General features: G+C 69.6%; 17 protein-coding genes. 9 read left to right on the top strand and 8 right to left on the bottom strand.

Annotated features, from left to right (window positions below; translation table 11 throughout):
- Nucleotides 1–12: 12 nt before the first annotated feature.
- Nucleotides 13–1,359, bottom strand: coding sequence for a phosphoglucosamine mutase (gene glmM, locus AC1DMQ_RS16110; RefSeq protein WP_477034562.1), 1,347 nt, complete (start codon nt 1,357–1,359; stop codon nt 13–15).
- Between the two features lie 164 nt (nt 1,360–1,523).
- Here glmM and glmS point away from each other — a divergent pair, with 164 nt between their 5' ends.
- The 3 genes from glmS to AC1DMQ_RS16095 all read left to right on the top strand — a co-directional run bounded on the left by glmS (nt 1,524) and on the right by AC1DMQ_RS16095 (nt 5,392).
- A complete protein-coding gene (gene glmS, locus AC1DMQ_RS16105) occupies nt 1,524–3,344 on the top strand; it encodes a glutamine--fructose-6-phosphate transaminase (isomerizing) (RefSeq protein WP_477034561.1) in 1,821 nt (606 codons plus the stop codon).
- Between the two features lie 66 nt (nt 3,345–3,410).
- Entirely contained in the window at nt 3,411–4,385 is a 975-nt protein-coding gene (locus tag AC1DMQ_RS16100; protein ID WP_477034560.1) for a DUF1176 domain-containing protein, read from the top strand.
- Nucleotides 4,382–5,392, top strand: a complete 1,011-nt coding sequence (locus AC1DMQ_RS16095) for a DUF1176 domain-containing protein (RefSeq protein ID WP_477034559.1) — start codon at nt 4,382–4,384, stop codon at nt 5,390–5,392. The genes AC1DMQ_RS16100 and AC1DMQ_RS16095 overlap by 4 nt, the downstream gene beginning before the upstream one ends.
- Here the strand turns inward: AC1DMQ_RS16095 and AC1DMQ_RS16090 are convergent.
- The 4 genes from AC1DMQ_RS16090 to AC1DMQ_RS16075 form a co-directional block, all read right to left on the bottom strand.
- Complete coding sequence (locus AC1DMQ_RS16090) at nt 5,389–6,816, bottom strand: APC family permease (protein ID WP_477034558.1); 1,428 nt, start codon at nt 6,814–6,816, stop codon at nt 5,389–5,391. The genes AC1DMQ_RS16095 and AC1DMQ_RS16090 overlap by 4 nt on opposite strands.
- A 155-nt stretch (nt 6,817–6,971) precedes the next feature.
- Complete coding sequence (locus tag AC1DMQ_RS16085) at nt 6,972–8,024, bottom strand: alpha/beta hydrolase-fold protein (RefSeq protein WP_477034557.1); 1,053 nt, start codon at nt 8,022–8,024, stop codon at nt 6,972–6,974.
- Between the two features lie 90 nt (nt 8,025–8,114).
- The gene (locus tag AC1DMQ_RS16080; protein ID WP_477034556.1) at nt 8,115–9,299 is read right to left on the bottom strand and encodes a class I SAM-dependent methyltransferase; all 1,185 of its coding nucleotides are present in this window, start codon (nt 9,297–9,299) and stop codon (nt 8,115–8,117) included.
- An 87-nt stretch (nt 9,300–9,386) separates the two neighbouring features.
- The gene (locus AC1DMQ_RS16075; protein WP_477034555.1) at nt 9,387–10,382 is read right to left on the bottom strand and encodes an aldo/keto reductase; all 996 of its coding nucleotides are present in this window, start codon (nt 10,380–10,382) and stop codon (nt 9,387–9,389) included.
- A gap of 106 nt (nt 10,383–10,488) precedes the next feature.
- Here AC1DMQ_RS16075 and AC1DMQ_RS16070 point away from each other — a divergent pair, with 106 nt between their 5' ends.
- The 5 genes from AC1DMQ_RS16070 to AC1DMQ_RS16050 all read left to right on the top strand — a co-directional run bounded on the left by AC1DMQ_RS16070 (nt 10,489) and on the right by AC1DMQ_RS16050 (nt 16,444).
- Nucleotides 10,489–11,382: a LysR family transcriptional regulator gene (locus AC1DMQ_RS16070; protein WP_477034554.1), complete on the top strand. Its 894-nt coding sequence runs from the start codon at nt 10,489–10,491 to the stop codon at nt 11,380–11,382.
- Nucleotides 11,383–11,552: 170 nt separating this feature from the next.
- Nucleotides 11,553–12,581 (top strand): aspartate-semialdehyde dehydrogenase, encoded by a 1,029-nt coding sequence (locus AC1DMQ_RS16065; RefSeq protein ID WP_477034553.1) that lies wholly within the window; start codon nt 11,553–11,555, stop codon nt 12,579–12,581.
- Nucleotides 12,582–12,677: 96 nt separating this feature from the next.
- On the top strand, nt 12,678–13,592 hold the full coding sequence (gene rarD / locus AC1DMQ_RS16060; protein ID WP_477034552.1) for an EamA family transporter RarD: 915 nt from the start codon (nt 12,678–12,680) through the stop codon (nt 13,590–13,592).
- 85 nt (nt 13,593–13,677) lie between these two features.
- A complete protein-coding gene (locus AC1DMQ_RS16055) occupies nt 13,678–14,970 on the top strand; it encodes a serine hydrolase domain-containing protein (RefSeq protein ID WP_477034551.1) in 1,293 nt (430 codons plus the stop codon).
- A 46-nt stretch (nt 14,971–15,016) separates the two neighbouring features.
- On the top strand, nt 15,017–16,444 hold the full coding sequence (locus tag AC1DMQ_RS16050; protein ID WP_477034550.1) for an MFS transporter: 1,428 nt from the start codon (nt 15,017–15,019) through the stop codon (nt 16,442–16,444).
- Here the strand turns inward: AC1DMQ_RS16050 and AC1DMQ_RS16045 are convergent.
- Complete coding sequence (locus AC1DMQ_RS16045) at nt 16,441–17,256, bottom strand: transporter (protein WP_477034549.1); 816 nt, start codon at nt 17,254–17,256, stop codon at nt 16,441–16,443. The genes AC1DMQ_RS16050 and AC1DMQ_RS16045 overlap by 4 nt on opposite strands.
- Before the next feature lie 17 nt (nt 17,257–17,273).
- On the bottom strand, nt 17,274–18,401 hold the full coding sequence (locus tag AC1DMQ_RS16040; protein ID WP_477034548.1) for a serine hydrolase domain-containing protein: 1,128 nt from the start codon (nt 18,399–18,401) through the stop codon (nt 17,274–17,276).
- 68 nt (nt 18,402–18,469) lie between these two features.
- On the opposite strand from AC1DMQ_RS16040, the gene AC1DMQ_RS16035 reads away from it, so the two are divergent.
- A complete protein-coding gene (locus tag AC1DMQ_RS16035; protein WP_477034547.1) occupies nt 18,470–19,387 on the top strand; it encodes a 2-hydroxyacid dehydrogenase in 918 nt (305 codons plus the stop codon).
- Here AC1DMQ_RS16035 and AC1DMQ_RS16030 read toward each other — a convergent pair.
- The gene (locus tag AC1DMQ_RS16030) at nt 19,384–20,232 is read right to left on the bottom strand and encodes a pyridoxal kinase (protein WP_477034546.1); all 849 of its coding nucleotides are present in this window, start codon (nt 20,230–20,232) and stop codon (nt 19,384–19,386) included. The genes AC1DMQ_RS16035 and AC1DMQ_RS16030 overlap by 4 nt on opposite strands.
- Nucleotides 20,233–20,381 lie beyond the last annotated feature (149 nt).

The raw sequence follows: 20,381 nt of genomic DNA, 5'->3' as shown, positions 1-20,381 counted from the left end.
GGGTTAGCGCCGTCAGACCGCCTTCACGGCAGAGACGATCGACTTCACCACCTTCTTGACCAGGGCCGGGTCGTCGCCCTCGGCCATGATGCGGATCAGGGGTTCGGTGCCGGACGGGCGGACCACGATGCGGCCCGAGCCGTTCAGCTGGCTCTCGCCGTCGGCGATCGCCTCCTTGACGGTCTTGTGCTCCAGCGGCTTGCCCCCGGCGAAGCGGACGTTCTCCAGCAGCTGCGGCACGGGCTCGAACTGACGGCCCAGGGCGCTCATCGGCTTGCCGCTCTGGATCATCACCGCCAGCACCTGCAGGGCCGCGATCAGGCCGTCGCCGGTGGTCGAGAAGTCCGACAGGATCACGTGGCCCGACTGCTCGCCGCCGATGTTGAAGCCGCCCTCGCGCATGCGGGCCATCACGTAGCGGTCGCCCACCGAGGTGCGCTCCAGCTTCAGGCCGTTGTCGGCCATCAGCCGCTCCAGGCCCAGGTTCGACATCACCGTGGCGACCACGCCGCCGGCGTTCAGCCTGCCGGCCTTGGCGAAGGCCAGGGCGACGATGGCCATGATCTGGTCGCCGTCGACCACCACGCCCTTCTCGTCGCAGATCACCAGCCGGTCGGCGTCGCCGTCCAGGGCGATGCCGATGTCGGCGCGATACTCGCGCACCAGCTTGGCCATGGTCTCGGGATGGGTCGAGCCGCAGTCGGCGTTGATGTTCGTGCCGTTCGGCGCGACCCCGACCGGGAACACCTCGGCGCCCAGCTCGTAGAGAGCCTCGGGCGCGACCTTGTAGGCGGCCCCGTGGGCGCAATCGATGACGATGCGCAAGCCCGCCAGGCTCAGGTGGCGCGGGAAGGTCGCCTTGACGATCTCGATATAGCGGGCCTGGGCGTCGTCGACGCGCTTGACCCGTCCCAGGTCGCGCGGCTCGGCCAGGCCCTCCTGCAGGCCCTCGTCCATCAGGGACTCGATCTTCAGTTCCTGCTCGTCGGACAGCTTGTAGCCGTCGGGGCCGAACAGCTTGATGCCGTTGTCGGCGAAATCGTTGTGGCTGGCGCTGATCATCACGCCCAGGTCGGCGCGCATCGAGCGGGTCATCATCGCCACGGCCGGGGTCGGCAACGGACCGAACAGCCGCACGTCCATGCCGACGCTGGCGAAACCGGCGACCAGGGCCGGCTCGATCATGTAGCCCGACAGGCGGGTGTCCTTGCCGATCACCACCAGGTGGCGGCGGTCGTCCTGCGAGCGGAACAGCTTGCCCGCCGCCAGCCCGACCCGCAGGGCGACCTCGGCGGTCATCGGATGCTTGTTGGCCTGGCCGCGGATGCCGTCGGTGCCGAAATAAGCGCGCTTGCTCATGATCTCTCGATCTCGTCTTGATTAGGTCTTCATCGGGCCGCGAAACGATCCGAAATGCAGATTTATGAGGGCCGCCGCTAAGCGAATGCTAAAGGCGGCGCTCGAAATATACCGCGACGGTAGCAATAGTCCTCACCGCTGCGTTTTCCAAAGGATCATGGCCCATGTGCGGCATCATCGGCATCGTCGGAAAAGCGCCGGTCTCGGAGCGACTGATCGACAGCCTCAAGCGACTGGAATATCGCGGCTATGACTCGGCTGGGATCGCCGCCGTGGTCGGGAGCAAGGTCGAGCGCCGCCGCGCCCAGGGCAAGATCAAGAACCTGGAGGCTGTGCTGGCCGAGCAGCCGCTGGTCGCCCAGAACGGCATCGGCCATGTCCGCTGGGCCACCCACGGCGCGCCCAACGTCCAGAACGCCCACCCCCACACCGCCGGCCGCGTCACCCTGGTGCACAACGGCATCATCGAGAACTTCGCCGAGCTGAAGGCCGAGCTGGCCGCCACGGGCCGGGTGTTCGAGAGCGACACCGACACCGAGGTCATCGCCCAGCTGATCGACGCCGAGCTGGCCACCGGCCTGGCGCCGCTCGAGGCCTTCAAGGCCACCCTGGACCGCCTGACCGGCGCCTACGCCCTGGCGGTGCTGATCGAGGGGGCCGACGACCTGATCCTGGGCGCCCGCCGCGGCAGTCCGCTGGTGGTGGGCGAGGGCCAGGGCGAGATGTTCCTGGGCTCCGACGCCCTGGCCGTGGGCCCCTTCACCAACCGGGTGATCTATCTGGAAGAGGGCGACTACGTGGCCATCGACCACGACAGCGCCAAGATCTTCGACGCCTCGGGCGCTCCTGTCGTTCGCCCGGTCAAGGTGGTCCCCGCTTCGGCGGTGATGATGGAGAAGGGCAACTACCGGCACTTCATGGAGAAGGAGATCCATGACCAGCCGGAGGGCTGCCAGCGCACGATCTCGGCCTATGTCKACGCCCTGACCGCCCGCGCCGCCATGCCCGGCGGGCTGGACTTCAAGGCCCTGGAGCGCATCCAGATCGTCGCCTGCGGCACGTCCTATATCGCCGGGGTGATCGGCAAGTACCTGATCGAGCAGCTGGCCGACCTGCCGGTCGACGTCGAGATCGCCTCGGAATTCCGCTACCGCCAGCCGGCCCTGCGCCCGGGCTCGCTGGTCATCGCCATGTCGCAGTCGGGCGAGACCGCCGACACCCTGGCCGCCCTGCGCTACTGCAAGGCCAAGGGCATGAAGAGCGCCGTCGTCGTGAACGCCCAGGAATCGACGATGGCCCGCGAGGTCGACGTGGTCTGGCCCATCCACTGCGGACCCGAGATCGGCGTGGCCTCGACCAAGGCCTTCACCGCACAGGTCAGCGTGATGATCGCCTTGGCCGTCGCCGCCGCCAAGGCGCGCGGCATGATCGACGCCGCCGAAGAGCAGCGGATGGTCAAGGTGATGCTGGAGGCGCCGCGCCTGATCGCCGAGGCCATCGCCCTGGAGGACAGCCTCAAGGAGATCGCCGTCGACATCGCCAAGGCGCGCGACGTGCTGTTCCTGGGCCGCGGCCCAATGTCGGCCCTGGCCCTGGAAGGCGCGCTGAAGCTGAAGGAGATCAGCTACATCCACGCCGAGGGCTACGCGGCCGGCGAGCTGAAGCACGGCCCGATCGCCCTGGTCGACGACCAGACCCCGATCATCATCCTGGCCCCCTATGACAGCTATTTCGAGAAGTCGGCCTCGAACATGAGCGAGGTGATGGCGCGCGGCGGCCAGGTGGTGTTCATCACCGACCCCGAAGGCGCCAAGCACGCCCCGGCCGGCGCCCGCGTGGTGGTCACCGCACCGGCCAGCGACCCGCTGGTCTCGACCCTGGTGATGTCGGCTCCGATCCAGCTCTTGGCCTACCACGTCGCCGTGGTGAAGGGGGCCGACGTCGACCAGCCGCGCAACCTGGCCAAGTCGGTGACGGTGGAGTAGCGCCCCGCCGCTTGACCTTAGGCTGCATAGCCCGGAAGCTTCGCCTCGCAACGATGGGGGCCGGCTGTGCGGGCGATATGGGGTGCGCTGCTGATCGCGGCGCTCGGCTGCGGCGAGGCGCGCGCCCAGGCCGGTTCGGCGAACTTCGACCGCTGGTCGGCCGTCTGTGACGACGTCGGCGAATGCTCGGCCTGGGCCAGCGCTGGCGGATCGGCCGAGCCGAGCTATCTCCTGCTTCGACGGTCCGCCGGCGGCCAATGGTCGGCGCATTTCGGCGTCTCCACCTCCGGGAGCGAGCCCAAGGCGGTCGAGCTGAAGGTGATCGGTCCCGTCGGCAAGGCGACCTGGGCGCACCGCATCGCTTCCGCGCCTGACGACCGATCGATGCGGCGGACCACGATATCGATCTCCGCCGATGTCGCCGCCCTCCGGGCCACCATCGCCCAGGGACTGACCCTTGAGACTTATTCGGACGGCCGGCTCGATCCGCTCAAGACGATATCGCTGCAAGGAAGCGCCGCGGCCCTGTTGTGGATACAAGCTCGAGGGCCCGATCCACACCCTCTTGCGATCCGACGCGCACCCACTGTGAGCCAGGCACGTCTGCCGAAGGTGGCGCCGTCGGCGGGCACCCTTTGCGAAGGGCCTTTCCTGACGCGCCTGTCGCCCGGCAAGATCCTGGCCGACACCTCCTGTCGCCAATTCGCGGACAAGAGTGAAAGCTTTACGAGCATGGCGTTGCTCGACGAACGTGGCCATCGCCTACCCGGCCCCAAGATTGAGGGTTACGCCGAAGAGGACGACTACGGGCTGGCCAGCGCGACCTACGACTCCCAGACCCGTACATTGTCAGGGTTCCAGGATGGCGAATACCGGCTCGGGTCGTGCGGCATGAGCACCGAATGGATTTGGGACGGGGAGCAATTTCGCGTAGCCCGCCAGACCCAGATGGTGGACTGCGTGGGCATTCCCCGGGACCTCTGGCCGTCAACGCGTCGGGTGCGCGTGATCGACGGCCCGGGCAAGGGCGGCAGGCCATGAGAAGGACCTTGGGCGTCCTGTTGGCCCTTGGCCTGTGGTCGGGCGCGAGCCAGGCCCGGGCCGAGCTGGCGCCGGGAACCGGGCTCGCGCGACATCCCGTCTGGTTCGGAAACTGGGGCGCGGCCTGCGACGGCCAGGGCGGGTGTTCAAGCTGGGGCATGGGCACGTCCTGGGCGTCGCCCGGCTACATCATCCTCGCCACCGGGGCGGACGGTCGCCGCGTCATCACCCTTGGCGCCTATGACACCAACCACGGGCGGCCCCTGCATGCGCCCCTGCTGTTCACCCTGGAGATCGTCGACGACCACGGCCATGTGATCTGGTCGAGGCCCTTCCCCGGGCGCGACGAGTCCAGGATCTGGCTTTGGGCTCGGATGACGAAGCCCGCTGAGGTGGATCGCGCCCTGCAGGCCCTGGCTGTCGGCCGAGAGGCGCGATTGCGCGTCGACGGCAAGGCCGAGCCGGCCACGGTCGTCTCGTTGAACGGCAGCGCCGCCGCCCTTCTGTGGGCGCGCAGTCACGACGGCGTGGACGCCGCGGCGCCGGTCATCCGCCGCGCGCCGCCGGTTTCACAGGCCCGACTGCCCAGGTCACGACCGCGTTGGGAGCCTTCGGAGCACGAAGCGGCGTGTCCCTCGGAAAAGGCGACGGTCAAGGCGGCGCGTCTGGCGCCGGGCAAGGTGCTTTGGATCGCCACCTGCGAGATCGGCTACAATAACGACTCGATCCTGCGGCTCGTCGACGAACGGGGTCGCCTGTTGGAAACGCCCGCCATCGAGACGCCTCCCGGGGTCGAGGTGGGTCAGAATTTCGCGTTCGACCCCGCGAACCAGGTGCTGGCCGCGACCGTCTACGGCAATTCGACCCGGACCTGTGGCGACGCCTATCGGTGGGTCTGGGACGGGACGCTGTTCAGGTTCTCCAGCCGATCGCGCATGGAAGAATGCGAAGGCATGAGCGAGGTCGACTGGCCGGTCTCATATCGCGCCCGGATCGTCGACCGCTAACCCCGCGCCAGCTTCGAGTTCCGGGCCGAATAGCCGAAATAGATCAGGCACGCCGCGGCCACCCACACCGCGAACAGGATCCAGGTGTCCAGCGGCAGGCCGATGATCAGGTAGCCGCAGAAGGCCACGCTGACGATCGGCACGACCGGATAGAGCGGCACGCGGTAGCCGCGTGGCAGGTCCGGCTGGGTCCGCCGCAGGATGATCACCCCCAGCGAGACGATGGCGAAGGCGATCAGCGTGCCCATGCTGGTCAGGTTGACCAGGGTGTCCAGCGGCACGAAGGCGGCCAGCAGGGCGATGAAGGCCGCGACGATCCAGGTGTTGAGGTCCGGGCTCTGGGTCTTCGGGTTCACCCGCTGGAACAGCTTGGGCAGCAGGCCGTCGCGGCTCATGGCGTAGAGGATGCGGGTCTGGCCGTACATGACCACCAGGGTGATCGAGAAGATCGAGACGATGGCCCCGACGCACAGGATCAGCGAGGTCCAGGCCTGGCCGGTCAGGTTGCGCAGGATCACCGCCAGCCCCGCTTCCTGCCCCGCGAAGGCCGTCCAGGGCTGGGCCCCGACGGCGGCCAGGGCCACCAGGATGTAGACGCCGGTGACGATCAGCAGGGACAGGATGATGCCCAGCGGCAGGGTGCGGCGCGGGTCCTTGACCTCGTCGCCGGCCGTCGAGACCGCGTCGATGCCGATATAGGAGAAGAAGATCGACGAGGCCGCCGCCCCGATCCCGGCCATGCCCATCGGCGCGAACGGCGTCAGGTTGCCCGCGTGGAAACCGCTGAAGGCGATGACCACGAAGAACAGCAGCACCAGCAGCTTCAACACCACCAGCACGGCGTTGACCGTCACCGACTCCTTCACCCCGCGCAGCAGCAGGATCAGGCAAGCGCCGACCAGCACCACGGCCGGCAGGTTGAACACCCCGCCCGCGCCGGGAGCCTTGGCGATGGCGTCGGGCATGCGCCAGCCGATCAGGTCGGAGAACATCTCGTTCAGGTACTGCCCCCAGCCCACGGCGATGGCCGAGGCCGACACCGCGTATTCCAGCAGCAGGCAGGCGCCGACGAGGAAGGCGACGAACTCGCCCAGGGTGGCGTAGGCGTAGCTGTAGGACGATCCCGACACCGGGATGGTCGAGGCCAGCTCGGCGTAGCACAGGGCCGTCAGGGCCGCGGTGATCCCGGCGATCACGAACGAGACGATGACGGCGGGTCCGGCGGCCGGAACGGCCGTGGTCAGGGCCACGAAGATGCCGGTGCCGATCGTGGCCCCTACCCCCAGCATGGTCAGCTGGAACAGGCCGATGGTGCGGTGCAGGCCCCCAATGGCGTGATCTTCGGGAAGATGCTCGCCGCCCTCGGCGACGACCCGGCCCACGGGCTTGCGGCGAAGAAGATCGGCCGCGCGAAACTGGCCCATGGGGAGTCCTTGAGGCTGACGGCCCTCCCCCTGTGGGGGAGGTGTCGGCGAAGCCGACGGAGGGGGCGTGATCGGGCGCTGGTCGCACAGGTTCGATCGCTCGACAATATCCTCCCACCGATCGCCGCGCGATCGCCTCCCCCATGGGGGAGGGCCTAGCTTCCCTCGAACACCAGCGTCTGGGCGAAGAACGGCAGCAAATCCGTCCGGACCCGCCCCGTCTCGCCCCAGGTGCGGTCGCCCCAGCCGCCGACATATTCCTCGGCCTCGTGCGGCACGCCGTATTCGGTCAGCAGGCGCGAGAAGGCCTGGTTGGAGACCACGTGGTCGGGATTGGGATCGCCCCGCGTCCAGTCGAACTTGAAGCCGCGCAGGGTCCTGAGGTTGTCGGCGTAGCGTCCCACCGAGCGTTCGAGCGCGAAACTGTCGATCAGCTTCTCGGTCAGGGCCGCGTCGATGATCAGCTTGCCGTCCACCTTGCGCGCCGGCAGGTCGGCATAGAGCGGCGGCTTGGCCGGATTGGGCAGGTGGGCTTGGTAGATGGCGGTGAACAGCTGGGAGAACGGATCGGCCTTCAGGTCGTCCAGCGACTTGGCTCCCTGCAGAAGGTCGAAGTTCGGGCGCGAGGACATGGTCTGCAGGCCCAGGCCCGTGCCGACCGGATGCAGGGCGTAGACCGCGCCGAACACGTCCGGATGGCGCATGCCGAAGGCGATGGCCCCGTGCCCGCCCATCCGGTCGCCGGCCAGGCCCCGCGAGTCGCGGCTGGCCAGGGTGCGGAACCGGCCGTCGGTCCACGGGACCAGATCCTTGACCATGAAGTCGCGCCAGTTCCCCGTGACCGGCGAGTTGGCGTAGATCGATCCGCCCAGCGGCGTGCTGAAGTCGGCGGCGACCACGATCACCGGCGGGATCGTCCCCGCCTTGATCGCCCGGTCCAGCAGGCCTCGCAGATCGTGCTGGTCGAAGGCCCCGCGCTCGTCCTCGAAGATGTTGTGCAGGTAGTAGATCACCGGGTAGCGCCGACCCGAGGCCTCGTAGCCGTCGGGCAGATAGACCCGCACGCGCCGCTGGCCGCTGATCCCGAGCTTGTTCCCGTCGAAGGCCTTCGACGCGACCTCGAAGTCGCGCACCTGGCTCTGAGCCAGGGCGGGCGGGGCCGCCAGCAGCATCATGAAGGCCGCGAGCAGCAGGCCGAACCGGATCATCGGGACTCTCCGTGTCACACCCAGGGAGAACGCCACGCCACTCAACTGAAGATCATCAGCGCCCCGCATTTGGGCGCAAGTACGGCGCCGCTATCTTTCGCCGTCGAACATGTAGTCCCGGGTGATCGGCAGGGCCCCGACCTTCTTGGCCACTTGGATCTGGAACACCATGTGGCCGCCGTAGCGGAAGCCCAGCTCGGCCCCGCACAGGTAGAACTCCCACATCCGCCGGAACCGCTCGTCGAACATCGTGGGGATGTCCGGATCGGCCAGGAAGCGCATGCGCCAGTGCTTGCAGGTCTCGGCATAGTGCAGGCGCAGGATCTCGATGTCGGTGATCCACAGGCCCGCCGCCTCGACCGCCTTGACGATCTCCGACAGGCCCGGGATGTAGCCGCCCGGGAAGATGTACTTGGCGGTGAAGGCGTTGGTCGCGCCGGGGCCGCTCATCCGGCCGATCGAGTGGATCACCGCGCTGCCGTCGTCGGCCAGCAGGCGTTTGACGGTGTCGAAATAGGTCTGGAAGTTCGGCGCGCCGACGTGCTCCAGCATGCCGACCGAGACGATGCGGTCGAAGGTCTCATCCAGGTCGCGATAGTCGGTGAGGCGGAACTCGACCTGGTCGGACAGGCCGGCCTTCTGCGCCCGCTCCCTGGCCAGCGCCAGCTGTTCGGTCGACAGGGTGACGCCGGTCATCTTCGCCCCGTGGGCGGCCGCCAGGGTCAGGGACATGCCGCCCCAGCCCGAGCCGATGTCCAGCACCTTCATGCCCGGCGTGATGTTCAGCTTGGCGCCGATGTGGGCCTTCTTGGCGGCCTGGGCCTCTTCCAGGGTCATGTCGGGCCGCGCGAAATAGGCGCAGCTGTACTGCATGTCCTCGTCGAGGAAGCGCTTATAGAGCTCGTTGGAGACGTCGTAGTGGTGGGCGACGTTGCGGCGCGAGGCGATGCGGTCGTTGACCGACTGCACCGAGCGCTTGATCGCCTTCTGGGCCCGCTTCAGCGGCGTGCCGCGCTTGGGCGTGCGCCCGCCGCTCTTGCCGACGATCTCCAGCAGGTCCCACAGCGTGCCCTGCTCGATCTTCAGGTCGCCTTCCATATAGGCCTCGCCGAGGCCCAGGCTGGGATTGGCGACCAGGCGGCGCAGGCCGCGGCCGTTGACGCGCATCGTCACCGGCGGACCCGAGCCGTCGCCGGCCTTGGTCGTCGAACCGTTGGGCAGGTGGACCGTCAGGTCGCCGACCTTGACCATCTTTTTCAGCAGAGCTTCGATCATGGCCGCGAAGCTAAACCCAGCTTCGCGGCCTTTAACAGACCGAAATTTTCATCCGCCCACCCTTGAAAACGGGAGCCGGCGAACCAGTCAGTGCTCGCTGTCGAGGTGGGCCATCTGGGCCTCGGCATAGCGCGTGCCGGCCGCCGCGTCCTTGGGCACGGCCTGCTCGATCGCGGCCAGGTCGCCGGCCGACAGGGTCACGTCCAGCGCGCCCAGCGACTCGGAGAGGCGTGCGCGGGTCCGGGCCCCGACCAGCGGCACGATGTCGTCCCCTTGGGCGGCCACCCAGGCGATGGCGATCTGGGCGACGCTGACGCCCTTGGCGTCGGCGATCTTCCGCAGCGCCTCGACCAGGGCCAGGTTCTTGTCGACATTCTCGCCCTGGAAGCGCGGACCGCCGGCCCGGAAGTCGCCCTTGGCCTTGCCCTGGCCTTTGTCCCAGTGGCCGCTGATCAGGCCGCGCGACAGCACGCCGTAGGCGGTCATGCCGATCCCCAGTTCGCGCAGGACCGGCAGGATCTTGTCCTCGACCCCGCGGGTGATCAACGCATATTCGATCTGCAGGTCGACGATCGGATGCACGGCGTGGGCCTTGCGGATGGTCTCGGCGCCCACCTCCGACAGGCCGATGTGGCGCACATAGCCGGCCTTGACCATGTCGGCGATGGCCCCGACCGTGTCCTCGATCGGCACGACGGGGTCCAGGCGGGCGGGGCGATAGATGTCGATGTGGTCGACGCCCAGGCGCTGCAGCGTATAGGCCAGCGAGGTCTTCACCGCCGCCGGGCGGCCGTCGAAGCCGATCCAGCCGGCCCCGGGATCGCGCTGGGCGCCGAACTTGACGCTGAGGATCGCCTTGTCGCGTTTGCCACCGCGCAAGGCCTCGCCGATCAGCATCTCGTTGTGGCCCATGCCGTAGAAGTCGCCGGTGTCGATCAAGGTGATCCCGACCTCCAGGGCCGCGTCGATCGTGGCCAGGCTCTCGGCGCGGTCGGCCGGACCGTACATGCCCGACATGCCCATGGCGCCGAGGCCCAAGGCCGAGACGACGGGACCGGTCTTGCCGAGTTGACGGGTTTGCATGGGGGAGTCTCCGAAAGCGTGCGTGTTCGATGGCGGGGACTATGCGCCGCCGCCTCGCGTGCGATAATCCGGTCATTGCCGCACGAGCCGTTCGGAAAATAGCACAATGGCCCAGCCCGACCTCGCCGATCTAGACGCCTTCACAGCCGTGGCCCGGGCCCGCAGCTTCCGGGGCGCGGCCGCCCAGCGCGGGGTCTCGGCCTCGTCGCTGTCGGAAGCCCTGCGCCGGCTGGAGGCCGACCTGGGCGTGCGATTGCTGAACCGCACCACCCGCAGCGTCACCCCGACCGAGGCCGGCGAGCGGCTGCTGGCCCGCCTGACCCCCGCCCTGGCCGACGTCGGCCTGGCCCTGGACGAGATCAACGCCTTCCGCGACAGCCCGATCGGCGTCTTGAAGCTGAACGTGCCGGGCGCGGTGTCGCGGATCGTCTTCCCCGACCTGATCCCCCGCTTCCTGGCCGCTCATCCGGGAATCCGGGTCGAGGTCAGCGTCGAGGAGGCCTTCGTCGACGTGCTGGCCGCGGGCTTCGACGCCGGAGCGCGCTATGACGAGCGGCTGGAGAAGGACATGATCGCCGTGCCCCTGGCCGGGCCGCAGCGTTTCGTGGTGGTCGGCTCTCCGGCCTATTTCGAGAAGCACGGCCGCCCGACCCATCCGCGCGAGGTGCTGAACCACCCCTGCATCCGCCACCGCTTCCCCAGCGGGTCCAGCTACGCCTGGGAGTTCGAGAAGGACGGCGAAGTGATCAAGGTCCAGCCCGACGGACCGCTGATCACCAACAGCGGCGAGCTGGAACTGGCCGCCGTCGAGGCGGGACTGGGCCTGCTGGCCACCTTCGAGGGCTTCGTCGCCTATTCCATCGCCGCCGGGCGACTGGAGACCGTGCTGGACGACTGGCTGCCGCCGTTCAGCGGGCCGTATCTCTACTATCCCAGCCGCCGCCACATGCCCGCGCCGCTGCGGGCGTTCGTGGACTTCCTGAAGGCGGAGAAGCGGTAGCCTTTTCCCCTACCCGATGCAGAATCCACGCAGGCGGGGTGAAATCTTCCCCCGACGCCCTGCGCTAAGCGTCGCATTAGAAAGCCTGTTCTTGCTTCCTCGCCTTCCGGGGCGTAACGGGTCCGCTCCCGCCGCGCCTGGCGGGTTTCAGATACGAATTGGAGGCTGCGATGGGTTACCGGGTCGCCGTGGTCGGCGCCACGGGCAATGTGGGCCGTGAGATGTTCAATATCCTCGAGGAACTGAAGTTCCCCGTGGACAAGATGCATGCCATCGCCTCGCGCAAATCCATCGGCGTGGAAGTCTCGTTCGGCAGCCAGACCCTGCACTGCGAAGACCTGGAGCAATTCGACTTCTCCAAGGTCGACATCGTGCTGATGAGCGCCGGCGGCGCCATCTCCAAGGCCTGGGGCGAGAAGATCGGCGCGGCCGGTCCGATCGTCATCGACAACAGCTCCCACTTCCGGATGGATCCGGACGTGCCGCTGGTGGTGCCGGAAGTGAACCCCGACGCCGTCAACAAGCTGCCCAAGAACATCATCGCCAATCCGAACTGCTCGACCGCGCAGCTGGTGGTGGTGCTGGCGCCCCTGCACGCCGAAGCCAAGATCAAGCGGGTGGTCGTCTCGACCTACCAGTCGGTCTCGGGCGCGGGCAAGGAAGGCATGGACGAGCTGTGGGAGCAGACCAAGGGCGTGTTCGTCCTGGGCGCCCCGGCCCCCAAGAAGTTCACCAAGCAGATCGCCTTCAACGTCATCCCCCACATCGACGTCTTCATGGAAGACGGCTTCACCAAGGAAGAGTGGAAGATGATGATGGAGACCAAGAAGATCTTGGATCCGTCCATCAAGCTGACCGCCACCTGCGTGCGCGTGCCGGTCATGGTCGGCCACGCCGAGTCCGTGAACATCGAGTTCGAGACCCCGCTGGACGAGGACGACGTCCGCGAGATCCTGCGCGACGCCGACGGCGTGCAGGTGGTCGATAAGCGCGAGGACGGCGGCTACATGACGCCGAAGGAATCGGCCGGCGAGTTCCCGGTCTATGTCTCGCGCATCCGCACCGACCCGACCGTGGAGAACGGCATCGCGCTCTGGTGCGTGGCCGACAACCTGCGCAAGGGCGCGGCGCTGAACGCCGTGCAGATCGCGCAGCTGCTGCATGAGAAGGGTCTCATCAAGCAGAAACTCCCGGCCTAAACCGCCCTCCGCAACAAGCGGGTGGACGATTTCAGGGGCTCCCGGGACTTAAGGTCCCGGGAGCCCTTTTCTTTTCCGATTCGAGGGGACGACGCCATGTCGGCGGACTTGACGACCAAGAGCCCGGACGAAGCCCGGACCGCATTGATCGCCGGGGTGGGCTGCTACCTGCTGTGGGGCTTCCTGCCGCTGTACTTCCACCTGCTGGCCAATCTGGGCGTCGGCTCCTGGGAAATGATCGCCCACCGCACCCTGTGGGCCGCGCCCTGGGCGTTCCTGGCCGTCCTGCTGGCCCGGCAGGGCGGGCAGGTGATGGCCGTGCTGCGCCAGCCCAAGACCATGCTGGTGCTGGCCTGTTCGACGGCCGCGATCTTCACCAACTGGTCGATCTACGTGTTCGCGGTCAACGCCGGCCACGTGATCGAGACCAGCCTGGGCTATTACATCAACCCGCTGATGAACATGGCGGCCGGGGCCATCCTGTTCCGTGAGCGGATCAGCCGCGAGGGCGCGATCGCCATCGGCCTGGCCGTGATCGGCGTGGCGATCCAGACCGCAGCCCTGGGCCACCTGCCGATCATCTCGCTGGGCGTGGCCTTCAGCTTCTGCGCCTACGCCATCCTGCGGAAGCAGGTGAAGGCCGACGCCCAGACGGGCCTGTTCATCGAATGCGCCTATCTGGCCGTGCCGGGCCTGCTGTACGTGCTGCACCTGCAGGCGACCGGCGTCGGCCACTTCGCGACGGGGGCCGGGGTCACCACCCTGCTACTGATCGCCGGACCGGCCACGGTCGTGCCCCTGGCCCTGTTCGCCTGGTCGGCGCGCCGCATGCCGCTCAGCGCCATGGGCTTCCTGCAGTTCATCGCCCCGACCATCCAGTTCCTGATCGGCGTCGTCCTGGGCGAGGCGTTCACGCCGATGCGGGCCCTGTCGTTCGTGTTCATCTGGCTGGGCGTGGCGGTGTTCGCCTACGGGGCGTGGAAGCGCGCGCGGGCTGTGGCGGTCGCCTGACGAGCCGCGTCATCCCTCGTGCCCTTCGGGGGATGACGACGGTTTCGAACAACGGCTAGGCTGGCCCTCTCACGAGAGCCGCCGCATGCCGACCCGACGCTCCCTGCTCGCCGCCGCCGGCGCCCTGGCCATGACCGGCGCGGCGCGCGACCCGTTCGACGACCTGCTGACCGGCGCGGGCGACCCGCTGGCCGCCKTTCCCGGCCTGGCGGGCGCCCGCTTCAGCGGTCCGCCGAGGCCCGCCACGGTCGCCGTCACGCGCGGCCTGGCCGACATCGCGACCGGCCGCGCCATGACCGAGGAGTCGCCGGCCCGCATCGCCTCGATCTCCAAGCTGGTCACGGCGATCGGCTTCATGACCCTGGTCGAGGCCGGAAAGGTCGGACTGGACGACGACGTCTCCGACATCCTCGGCTGGTCCCTGCGCCATCCGCGCTTCCCCCAGGCGGCGATCACCCCGCGCCGGCTGATGTCGCACACCAGCGGCCTGCGCAACGGCCCCAGCTATCCGGTGGTCTTCGGCCGCCCGCTGAGCGCGGCCCTGACGCCCGGCGGCGTCCAGTGGGACGACGGCGCCTGGTTCGGTCCGGCCGAAGAAGCGCCGGGCGACTGGTTCGCCTATGCCGACGTCAACTACGCCGTGGTCGCCCAGCTGATCGAGCGCCTGTCGGGCCAACGCTTCGACCGGTTCATGGCCGCCCGGGTGTTGGAGCCTCTGGACCTGAAGGGCGGCTTCAACTGGAGCGGGGTCTCGCAGGCGGTCCGTGACCGGCGCGCCGTGCTCTATCGCAAGGCTCCGTCCGACGACGGGCCGTGGGACGCCGCCGGACCCTGGGTCGCCCAGTTGGACCAGACCCTGCCGCCCGCGCCCCAGGCCGCCGTCCGCGTCGGCGCCGAGGCGGCGGGGCGTTCGCTCGACGACTACGTCCCCGGCGAGAACGGCTTCGTGTTCGCGCCGCAGGGCGGCCTGCGGGCCTCGATCAACGACCTGGATGCGATCGGCCGACTGCTGGCCCGGCGCGGCGCCCCGATCCTGAAGCCCGAGACCTTCGAAGCCATGAGCACGCCGACCTGGCGGTTCGACCCGGCCCACCCCAACGGCGAAGGCTATGGCGGCCTGATCCGCGCCTACGGCCTGGGCGTCCAGACCCTGACCGGGGTCGAGGGCTTCGACAATCCGTTCGACGGCTGCGAGGGCTGGATCGGCCACGCCGGAGACGCCTACGGCCTGACCTCGGGCCTATGGGTCAATCCAACGAGCGGCCGGGGCCTGGCCTATCTGCTGACCGGCCAGGCCGCGCCGCTGAAGCGCAACAAGGGCCGCTCGATGCTGACCCGCCAGGAAGAAGCGATGGCCGCGTTGCTGGCCAGAGCCTGACAGCAGTCCTCGGGTCAAGACTTGGCGCGGGGGGCGGCCTTGGGCCATGCTCGCGCCCATGGCCGGTCCGCAACATTCTCCCTGCGACGAAGGCGTCATCCGCGCCGCCAGTCCAGACGGCTCGACGCCCCGCAAGCGCCTTGCCCTGGCGGCCACGGTGCTGGGCTCGAGCATGGCCTTCATCGACGGCTCGGTGGTCAATGTCGCCCTGCCCGCCATGCGGACCGCCTTGAAGGCCGACGCCGCCCAGGTGCAGTGGATCGTCAACGCCTACCTGCTGCTGCTGGGCGCCTTGGTGCTGATCGGCGGCTCGGCCGGCGACCGCTTCGGGCGACGACGGGTGTTCGTGATCGGCGTCCTGCTGTTCGCGGCGGCTTCGCTGGGCTGCGCCCTGGCCCCCGACGCCGGCTGGCTGATCGCCGCCCGCGCCGTGCAGGGGATCGCCGCGGCCATGCTGGTGCCCGCCAGTCTGGCGATCCTGGGCTCGACCTTCGACGACGACGAGCGCGGCGCGGCGATCGGGGCCTGGGCCGGGTTCGGGGCCGTGACCACGGCGATCGGCCCGGTGCTGGGCGGCTGGCTGGTCGACCACGTCTCGTGGCGCGCCATCTTCCTGATCAACATCCCACTGGCCGCCGCCACCATCGGCCTGGCCCTGGCGGCGGTGCGCGAGAGCCGCGACCCGGAGGTCGAGCACCTGGACTGGCGCGGCGCGGTCCTGGCCGCCGCCGGCCTGGGCGCGGTGACCTGGGGCCTGACGGCGGCGGGCGAACGCGGCTGGACCAGCGGCGCGGTGTGGGCCGCGCTGGCGGCCGGCGCGGCCCTGCTGGCGGGCTTCCTGGTCAGCCAGGCACGCGAGAAACACCCGATGATGCCGCTGGCGCTCTATCGCTCGCGGACCTTCAGCGGCGCCAACCTGCTGACCCTGGCGCTGTATTTCGGCCTGACCGGCGCCCTGTTCTTCCTGCCCTACGAGCTGATCGCCCGCCACGGCTATTCGGCCGCCAAGGCCGGGGCGACCCTGCTGCCGTTCTCGCTGATCATGGGCAGCCTGTCAGGCCTGGCGGGCCGGCTGGCCGACCGGTTCGGGGCGCGGCCGATGCTGACGGTCGGGCCGATCCTGGCCGGGATCGGCTTCGGCCTGCTGGGCGCGCCGTGGATCGCCTCGGGCTTCTGGACCGGCGTCCTGCCCGGCCTGCTGGTGGTCGCCCTGGGCATGACCGTCGCGGTGGCGCCCCTGACCAACACGGTGATGAGCGCGGTGGCCGCCAGCCACGCCGGCGTCGCCTCGGGCGTCAACAACGCCGTCGCCCGCATCGCCGGCCTGCTGGCCGTGGCCGTGCTGGGCCTGATCTATTTCGCGCCGGGCCCCCACGGCTATCCGTGGGTGATGGCGATCAGCGCCACGATGGCCGTGGCGGCCGGCGTCGTGGGGTGGCTGATGATCGCGCCCAAGCCGCGCGCCGAAACCTAGAACCGCTTGGCCACGCCCACCGCCAGTTCGAGGTCCGGCGTGGCGCGGTTCAGCCCGACATAGGCCGAGGCGTCCAGTTGCAGGTCCTTGACCGACCGCAGGGTCCAGGCGGCCGTCAGGTCGAAGCTGGCCGAGGTGACGCCGCCCGACGGATCCTCGTCGCGGTCGGCCCACAGCTCGGCGCCCAGGGCCAGCGGACCGAACGAACGCCCCACCCCGACCGCGCCGCCGAACCCGGCGTGACGTCCCGAACCGTCGGCGTCCGGCCGCGCGCTCAGCTCGGGCGACAGGGCCAGCGACCAGTCGGCGTTCAGCGGCAGCGAGACGGGCGCGATCACCCCGCCCAGCCATACGCGATCGCCGATCCCGCCCGTTCCCGTCGGGGCGGAGACGAAGGGCTGCAAGGCGACCGAGACGCCGTCGCCGCCGGGATTGCGCAGCGACCAGCGCAGGCTGAGGGTCAGGTCGCCCTCCCCCTTCGCCGTGGAAGCCTCGCCCGTGGCCCGATCCTCTTGGCGAACCCGTTCGTGGGCGCTCCAGGCCAGCTGGCCTTCCAGCATCGGGGTCAGGCCCAGCCGCAGCTCGAGCGCCCCGTAGGTTTCGTCGTCGGTCGAGACCCCGCCGCCCCGGCTCCAGGCCCCGTCGGCCACGCCCAGCTCGGCCTGGAAGCGTCCGGCGTCGAGCACGCAGGGCGGCGAGCCCTTGCCCGGCCGGTCGGCGCAGAAGTCGCGGGCGGCGTCCTGGGCGTGGGCGGTAGAAATCCAGCCCAGGCCGGCCAGTCCGACGACGCTCGCGATCCCGGCCTTGCCCATGCTGGTCTCCGAAGCCGTTAGAGCGCGGTGTAGGCCGCCTGGATCAGACGCACGGCGCGCGGGTCGCCGATCAGCTCGGTCCCCTGCTTGTTCATCACATAGGCCCCCGACACGCCGCGCGCCGGATCGGCGAAGGCGCACGAGCCGCCCCAGCCGCTGTGGCCGAAGGCGTCCGGATTCGGACCGTAGAAGAAGTTGGGCGTGTTGCGCATGAAGCCGGCGCCCCAGCTGATCACATAGGGCAGGACCAGGTCCTGGCCGACGATCCGCTCGGCGCTCGCCTGGGCGATCAGGGCCGGCGACAGCACCTGGACGCCGTCCAGCTCGCCGCCGGACGCCAGGGCGCCCATCAGACGGGCCAGGGCCGGGGCGGTGGCGTGGCCGTTGGCCGACGGGATTTCGGCCCGCCGCCAGTCCGCCGTGCCGCGTCCGCCGGGCGCCGCCCACTTGGTCATGAAGGCGGCCTTCACCGCCTCGTTGATCTCGCCGAACTTCGGCAGCGCCGTGGGCCGCATCAGTTCGGCGCAGCGGGCGTGCTCGCTGTCGGGCAGGCCGATCCAGATGTCCAGGTCCAGAGGTTCGGCCAGGTCCTCGCGCAGGGCGGTCCCCATGGTCCGGCCGTCGACCCGGCGGAAGATTTCGCCGGCCGTGAAGCCGAAGGTCACCGGGTGGTAGCCGCTGGCCGAGCCGACCGGCCACAGCGGGGCCATGGCGGCCAGCTTGGCGGTCGTGGCCTGCCAGTCGAACCAGATCGACGGGTCGGTCTCGTCCGGGAAGCCCGACAGCCCGTCCTGGTGCGACATCACCTGGCCGACCGTGACGTCCTGCTTGCCGTTCTGCGCGAACTCCGGCCAGACCGAGGCCACCGTCTGGTCGTAGGTCAGCTTGCCCTGGTCGACGAGCCGAGCGATCAGCAGGGCCGCGACGGCCTTGGTGGTCGAGAACAGCGGCGTCAGCGTGTCGGGCCCGAACGCGACCTCGCGCTTGCGGTCCGCGAAGCCGCCCATCAGGTCGACGACGACCTCGCCATGGATGGCCAGGCTGAACCGCGCGCCCAGCTCGCCCGCGTTCTCGAAATTGGCCGCGAACGCGTCGCGGACGGCGGAAAAGCGGTCGGGGCAGAAGCCGGTGATGTCGACGGTCATGCGATTTCGTCTAGCCCAGGCCGGCCGGGTTTGCCATCGGAGGATAACGTCCCGCCCGGAGTCCGCCCATGGCCGTCGACCTGCTGTCGCTGCAGTCGTTCTCGGAAACTCTGGAAGCCGGCCTGGACGCCCGCTACGCCGTCCACCGTCTGCACCGCGCCGCCGATCCCGAGGCCCTGCTTGAGTCGGTCGGCCCCAAGGTGCGCGGGGTCGTCACCGGCGGCGGAACCGGCGTTCCGGCCGATCTCTGGGCCCGGCTGCCGGCGCTGGAGATCGTGGCGGTCAACGGCGTCGGCCTGGACGCCGTCGACCTCGACATCGCCGCCGCGCGCGGGGTGGCGGTGACGACCACGCCCGGCGTGCTCACCGACGACGTCGCCGACCTGGCCGTCGGCCTGTGGCTGGCCCTGTCGCGGCGGATGATGGTCGGGGACCGCTTCGTGCGCGCGGGCCAATGGACGCCGGGTGCGAACCCGCCCCTGGCCTCGCGCGCCAGCGGCCGGCGCGTCGGGGTGCTGGGGCTGGGCCAGATCGGCCGGGCCATCGCCGCGCGCGTCGCGCCCTTCGCCGCCCAGGTCGCCTATCACAGCCGTCGGCCCGTGGACGACGCGCCCTACGCCTATGCCGCCAGCCCGCTGGACCTGGCGCGCGACGTCGAGGTGCTGTTCGTGGCCACCGCCGGCGGGTCGGGCACGCAGGCCCTTGTCGACGCCGCCGTGCTGGAAGCCCTGGGTCCGCGCGGCCTGCTGATCAATGTCTCACGGGGTTCGGTGGTCGACGAGGCGGCCCTGATCGCGGCGCTGGCAGCCGGCGTCATCGCCGGAGCGGCGCTGGACGTCTTCGCGGACGAGCCGCACGTTCCCGCCGCCTTGTTGGATCGCGACGACGTGGTGCTGCAACCCCACACCGGCAGCGCGACGATAGAGGGCCGCAAGGCCATGGCAGACCTGGTGCTGACGAACCTAGCGGCGCACTTCGGCGATTAAGCCAGCCGCTCGATCCGCACGGTCGGCGAGGTCTGCTTGATGCGCGCGGCCATGGCCACGATCGGCAGTTCGGGGGCGTTCCAGATGTTGGCCGCCGTCACCGTCTCGGCCACGCCGCCGACGGCGCGGGCCAGGCCGTACGAGATGGTCTGGCCTTCCAGGATCGAGGCGGCGTAGAGGGCGGTCAGCAGGTCGCCGGTGCCGCTGGGCGAGCGCTCGGCCTTGGCGTGGGCCGCCAGCCAGGCTTCCTTGCGGTCGACATAGACGACGCCGATCTCGTTCCCTCTCTGCACGGACGACACCAGGGTCGGCTTGTTCAGCAGACGCCCCGCCCGCACAGCGGCTTGCGGATCGCGCGAGTCCGTGCCGGTCAGGCGTTGAAGCTCCCAGGCGTTGCAGGCCACGATGTCGGCGCGGGGGATCAGGTCGGCGGCGATGGCCTCGGCCACCTCGGCCGGGACGTACAGGCCCTTGCCGGCGTCGCCCATGGTCGGGTCGATGATCACGGTCGGCTTGCGGGCGGCGGCGCCGTCGCGCGGCGCGGCGCGCACGGCGTCGATGGTGCGGGCCGCGGCGCGCACCTGGGCGGCGCTGGCGAAATAGCCGGTGATGACCACGTCGGTCAGGCCGAACAGGCCGTTGGCCTCGATGCCGTCGAGCATGCCTTCCATCACCTCGATGGGGGCCGGCGCGCCCCCGGGAATGCCCCAGCCGGGATGGCGGCCGTACAGCACGGTCGGCACGATCATCGAGTCGATGCGGAACTGCACGAGGGCGGCGGCCTGGGCCGACGCGCCGACCCGGCTGCCGGCGACATGGCTGGAGATGATCAGAGCAAGCGGCATGACAAGCGGCTTAGCCGAGCATTGCGGACTTGAATAGGGCAAGCACGGCCATGAGTGGCGCATACGTCATCGAACATCGTTATCCGCGCGACGAGCATGCCAAAATTGCTTCAGCGTCCAATAAAAAGCCCGCCGCGTTTCCGCGACGG

This window comes from Caulobacter sp. 05L422, assembly GCF_056397765.1.
This window is presented reverse-complemented; position numbering and strand designations above follow the sequence as displayed.

Excerpts from the sequence above, each read along its gene's own strand:
- glmM (WP_477034562.1), bottom strand. The coding sequence starts at position 1,359 with ATGAGCAAGCGCGCTTATTTCGGCACCGACGGCATCCGCGGCCAGGCC.
- AC1DMQ_RS16095 (WP_477034559.1), top strand. The coding sequence starts at position 4,382 with ATGAGAAGGACCTTGGGCGTCCTGTTGGCCCTTGGCCTGTGGTCGGGC.
- AC1DMQ_RS16090 (WP_477034558.1), bottom strand. The coding sequence starts at position 6,816 with ATGGGCCAGTTTCGCGCGGCCGATCTTCTTCGCCGCAAGCCCGTGGGC.
- AC1DMQ_RS16085 (WP_477034557.1), bottom strand. The coding sequence starts at position 8,024 with ATGATCCGGTTCGGCCTGCTGCTCGCGGCCTTCATGATGCTGCTGGCG.
- AC1DMQ_RS16080 (WP_477034556.1), bottom strand. The coding sequence starts at position 9,299 with ATGATCGAAGCTCTGCTGAAAAAGATGGTCAAGGTCGGCGACCTGACG.
- AC1DMQ_RS16075 (WP_477034555.1), bottom strand. The coding sequence starts at position 10,382 with ATGCAAACCCGTCAACTCGGCAAGACCGGTCCCGTCGTCTCGGCCTTG.
- AC1DMQ_RS16070 (WP_477034554.1), top strand. The coding sequence starts at position 10,489 with ATGGCCCAGCCCGACCTCGCCGATCTAGACGCCTTCACAGCCGTGGCC.
- AC1DMQ_RS16065 (WP_477034553.1), top strand. The coding sequence starts at position 11,553 with ATGGGTTACCGGGTCGCCGTGGTCGGCGCCACGGGCAATGTGGGCCGT.
- rarD (WP_477034552.1), top strand. The coding sequence starts at position 12,678 with ATGTCGGCGGACTTGACGACCAAGAGCCCGGACGAAGCCCGGACCGCA.
- AC1DMQ_RS16050 (WP_477034550.1), top strand. The coding sequence starts at position 15,017 with ATGCTCGCGCCCATGGCCGGTCCGCAACATTCTCCCTGCGACGAAGGC.
- AC1DMQ_RS16045 (WP_477034549.1), bottom strand. The coding sequence starts at position 17,256 with ATGGGCAAGGCCGGGATCGCGAGCGTCGTCGGACTGGCCGGCCTGGGC.
- AC1DMQ_RS16040 (WP_477034548.1), bottom strand. The coding sequence starts at position 18,401 with ATGACCGTCGACATCACCGGCTTCTGCCCCGACCGCTTTTCCGCCGTC.
- AC1DMQ_RS16035 (WP_477034547.1), top strand. The coding sequence starts at position 18,470 with ATGGCCGTCGACCTGCTGTCGCTGCAGTCGTTCTCGGAAACTCTGGAA.
- AC1DMQ_RS16030 (WP_477034546.1), bottom strand. The coding sequence starts at position 20,232 with ATGCCGCTTGCTCTGATCATCTCCAGCCATGTCGCCGGCAGCCGGGTC.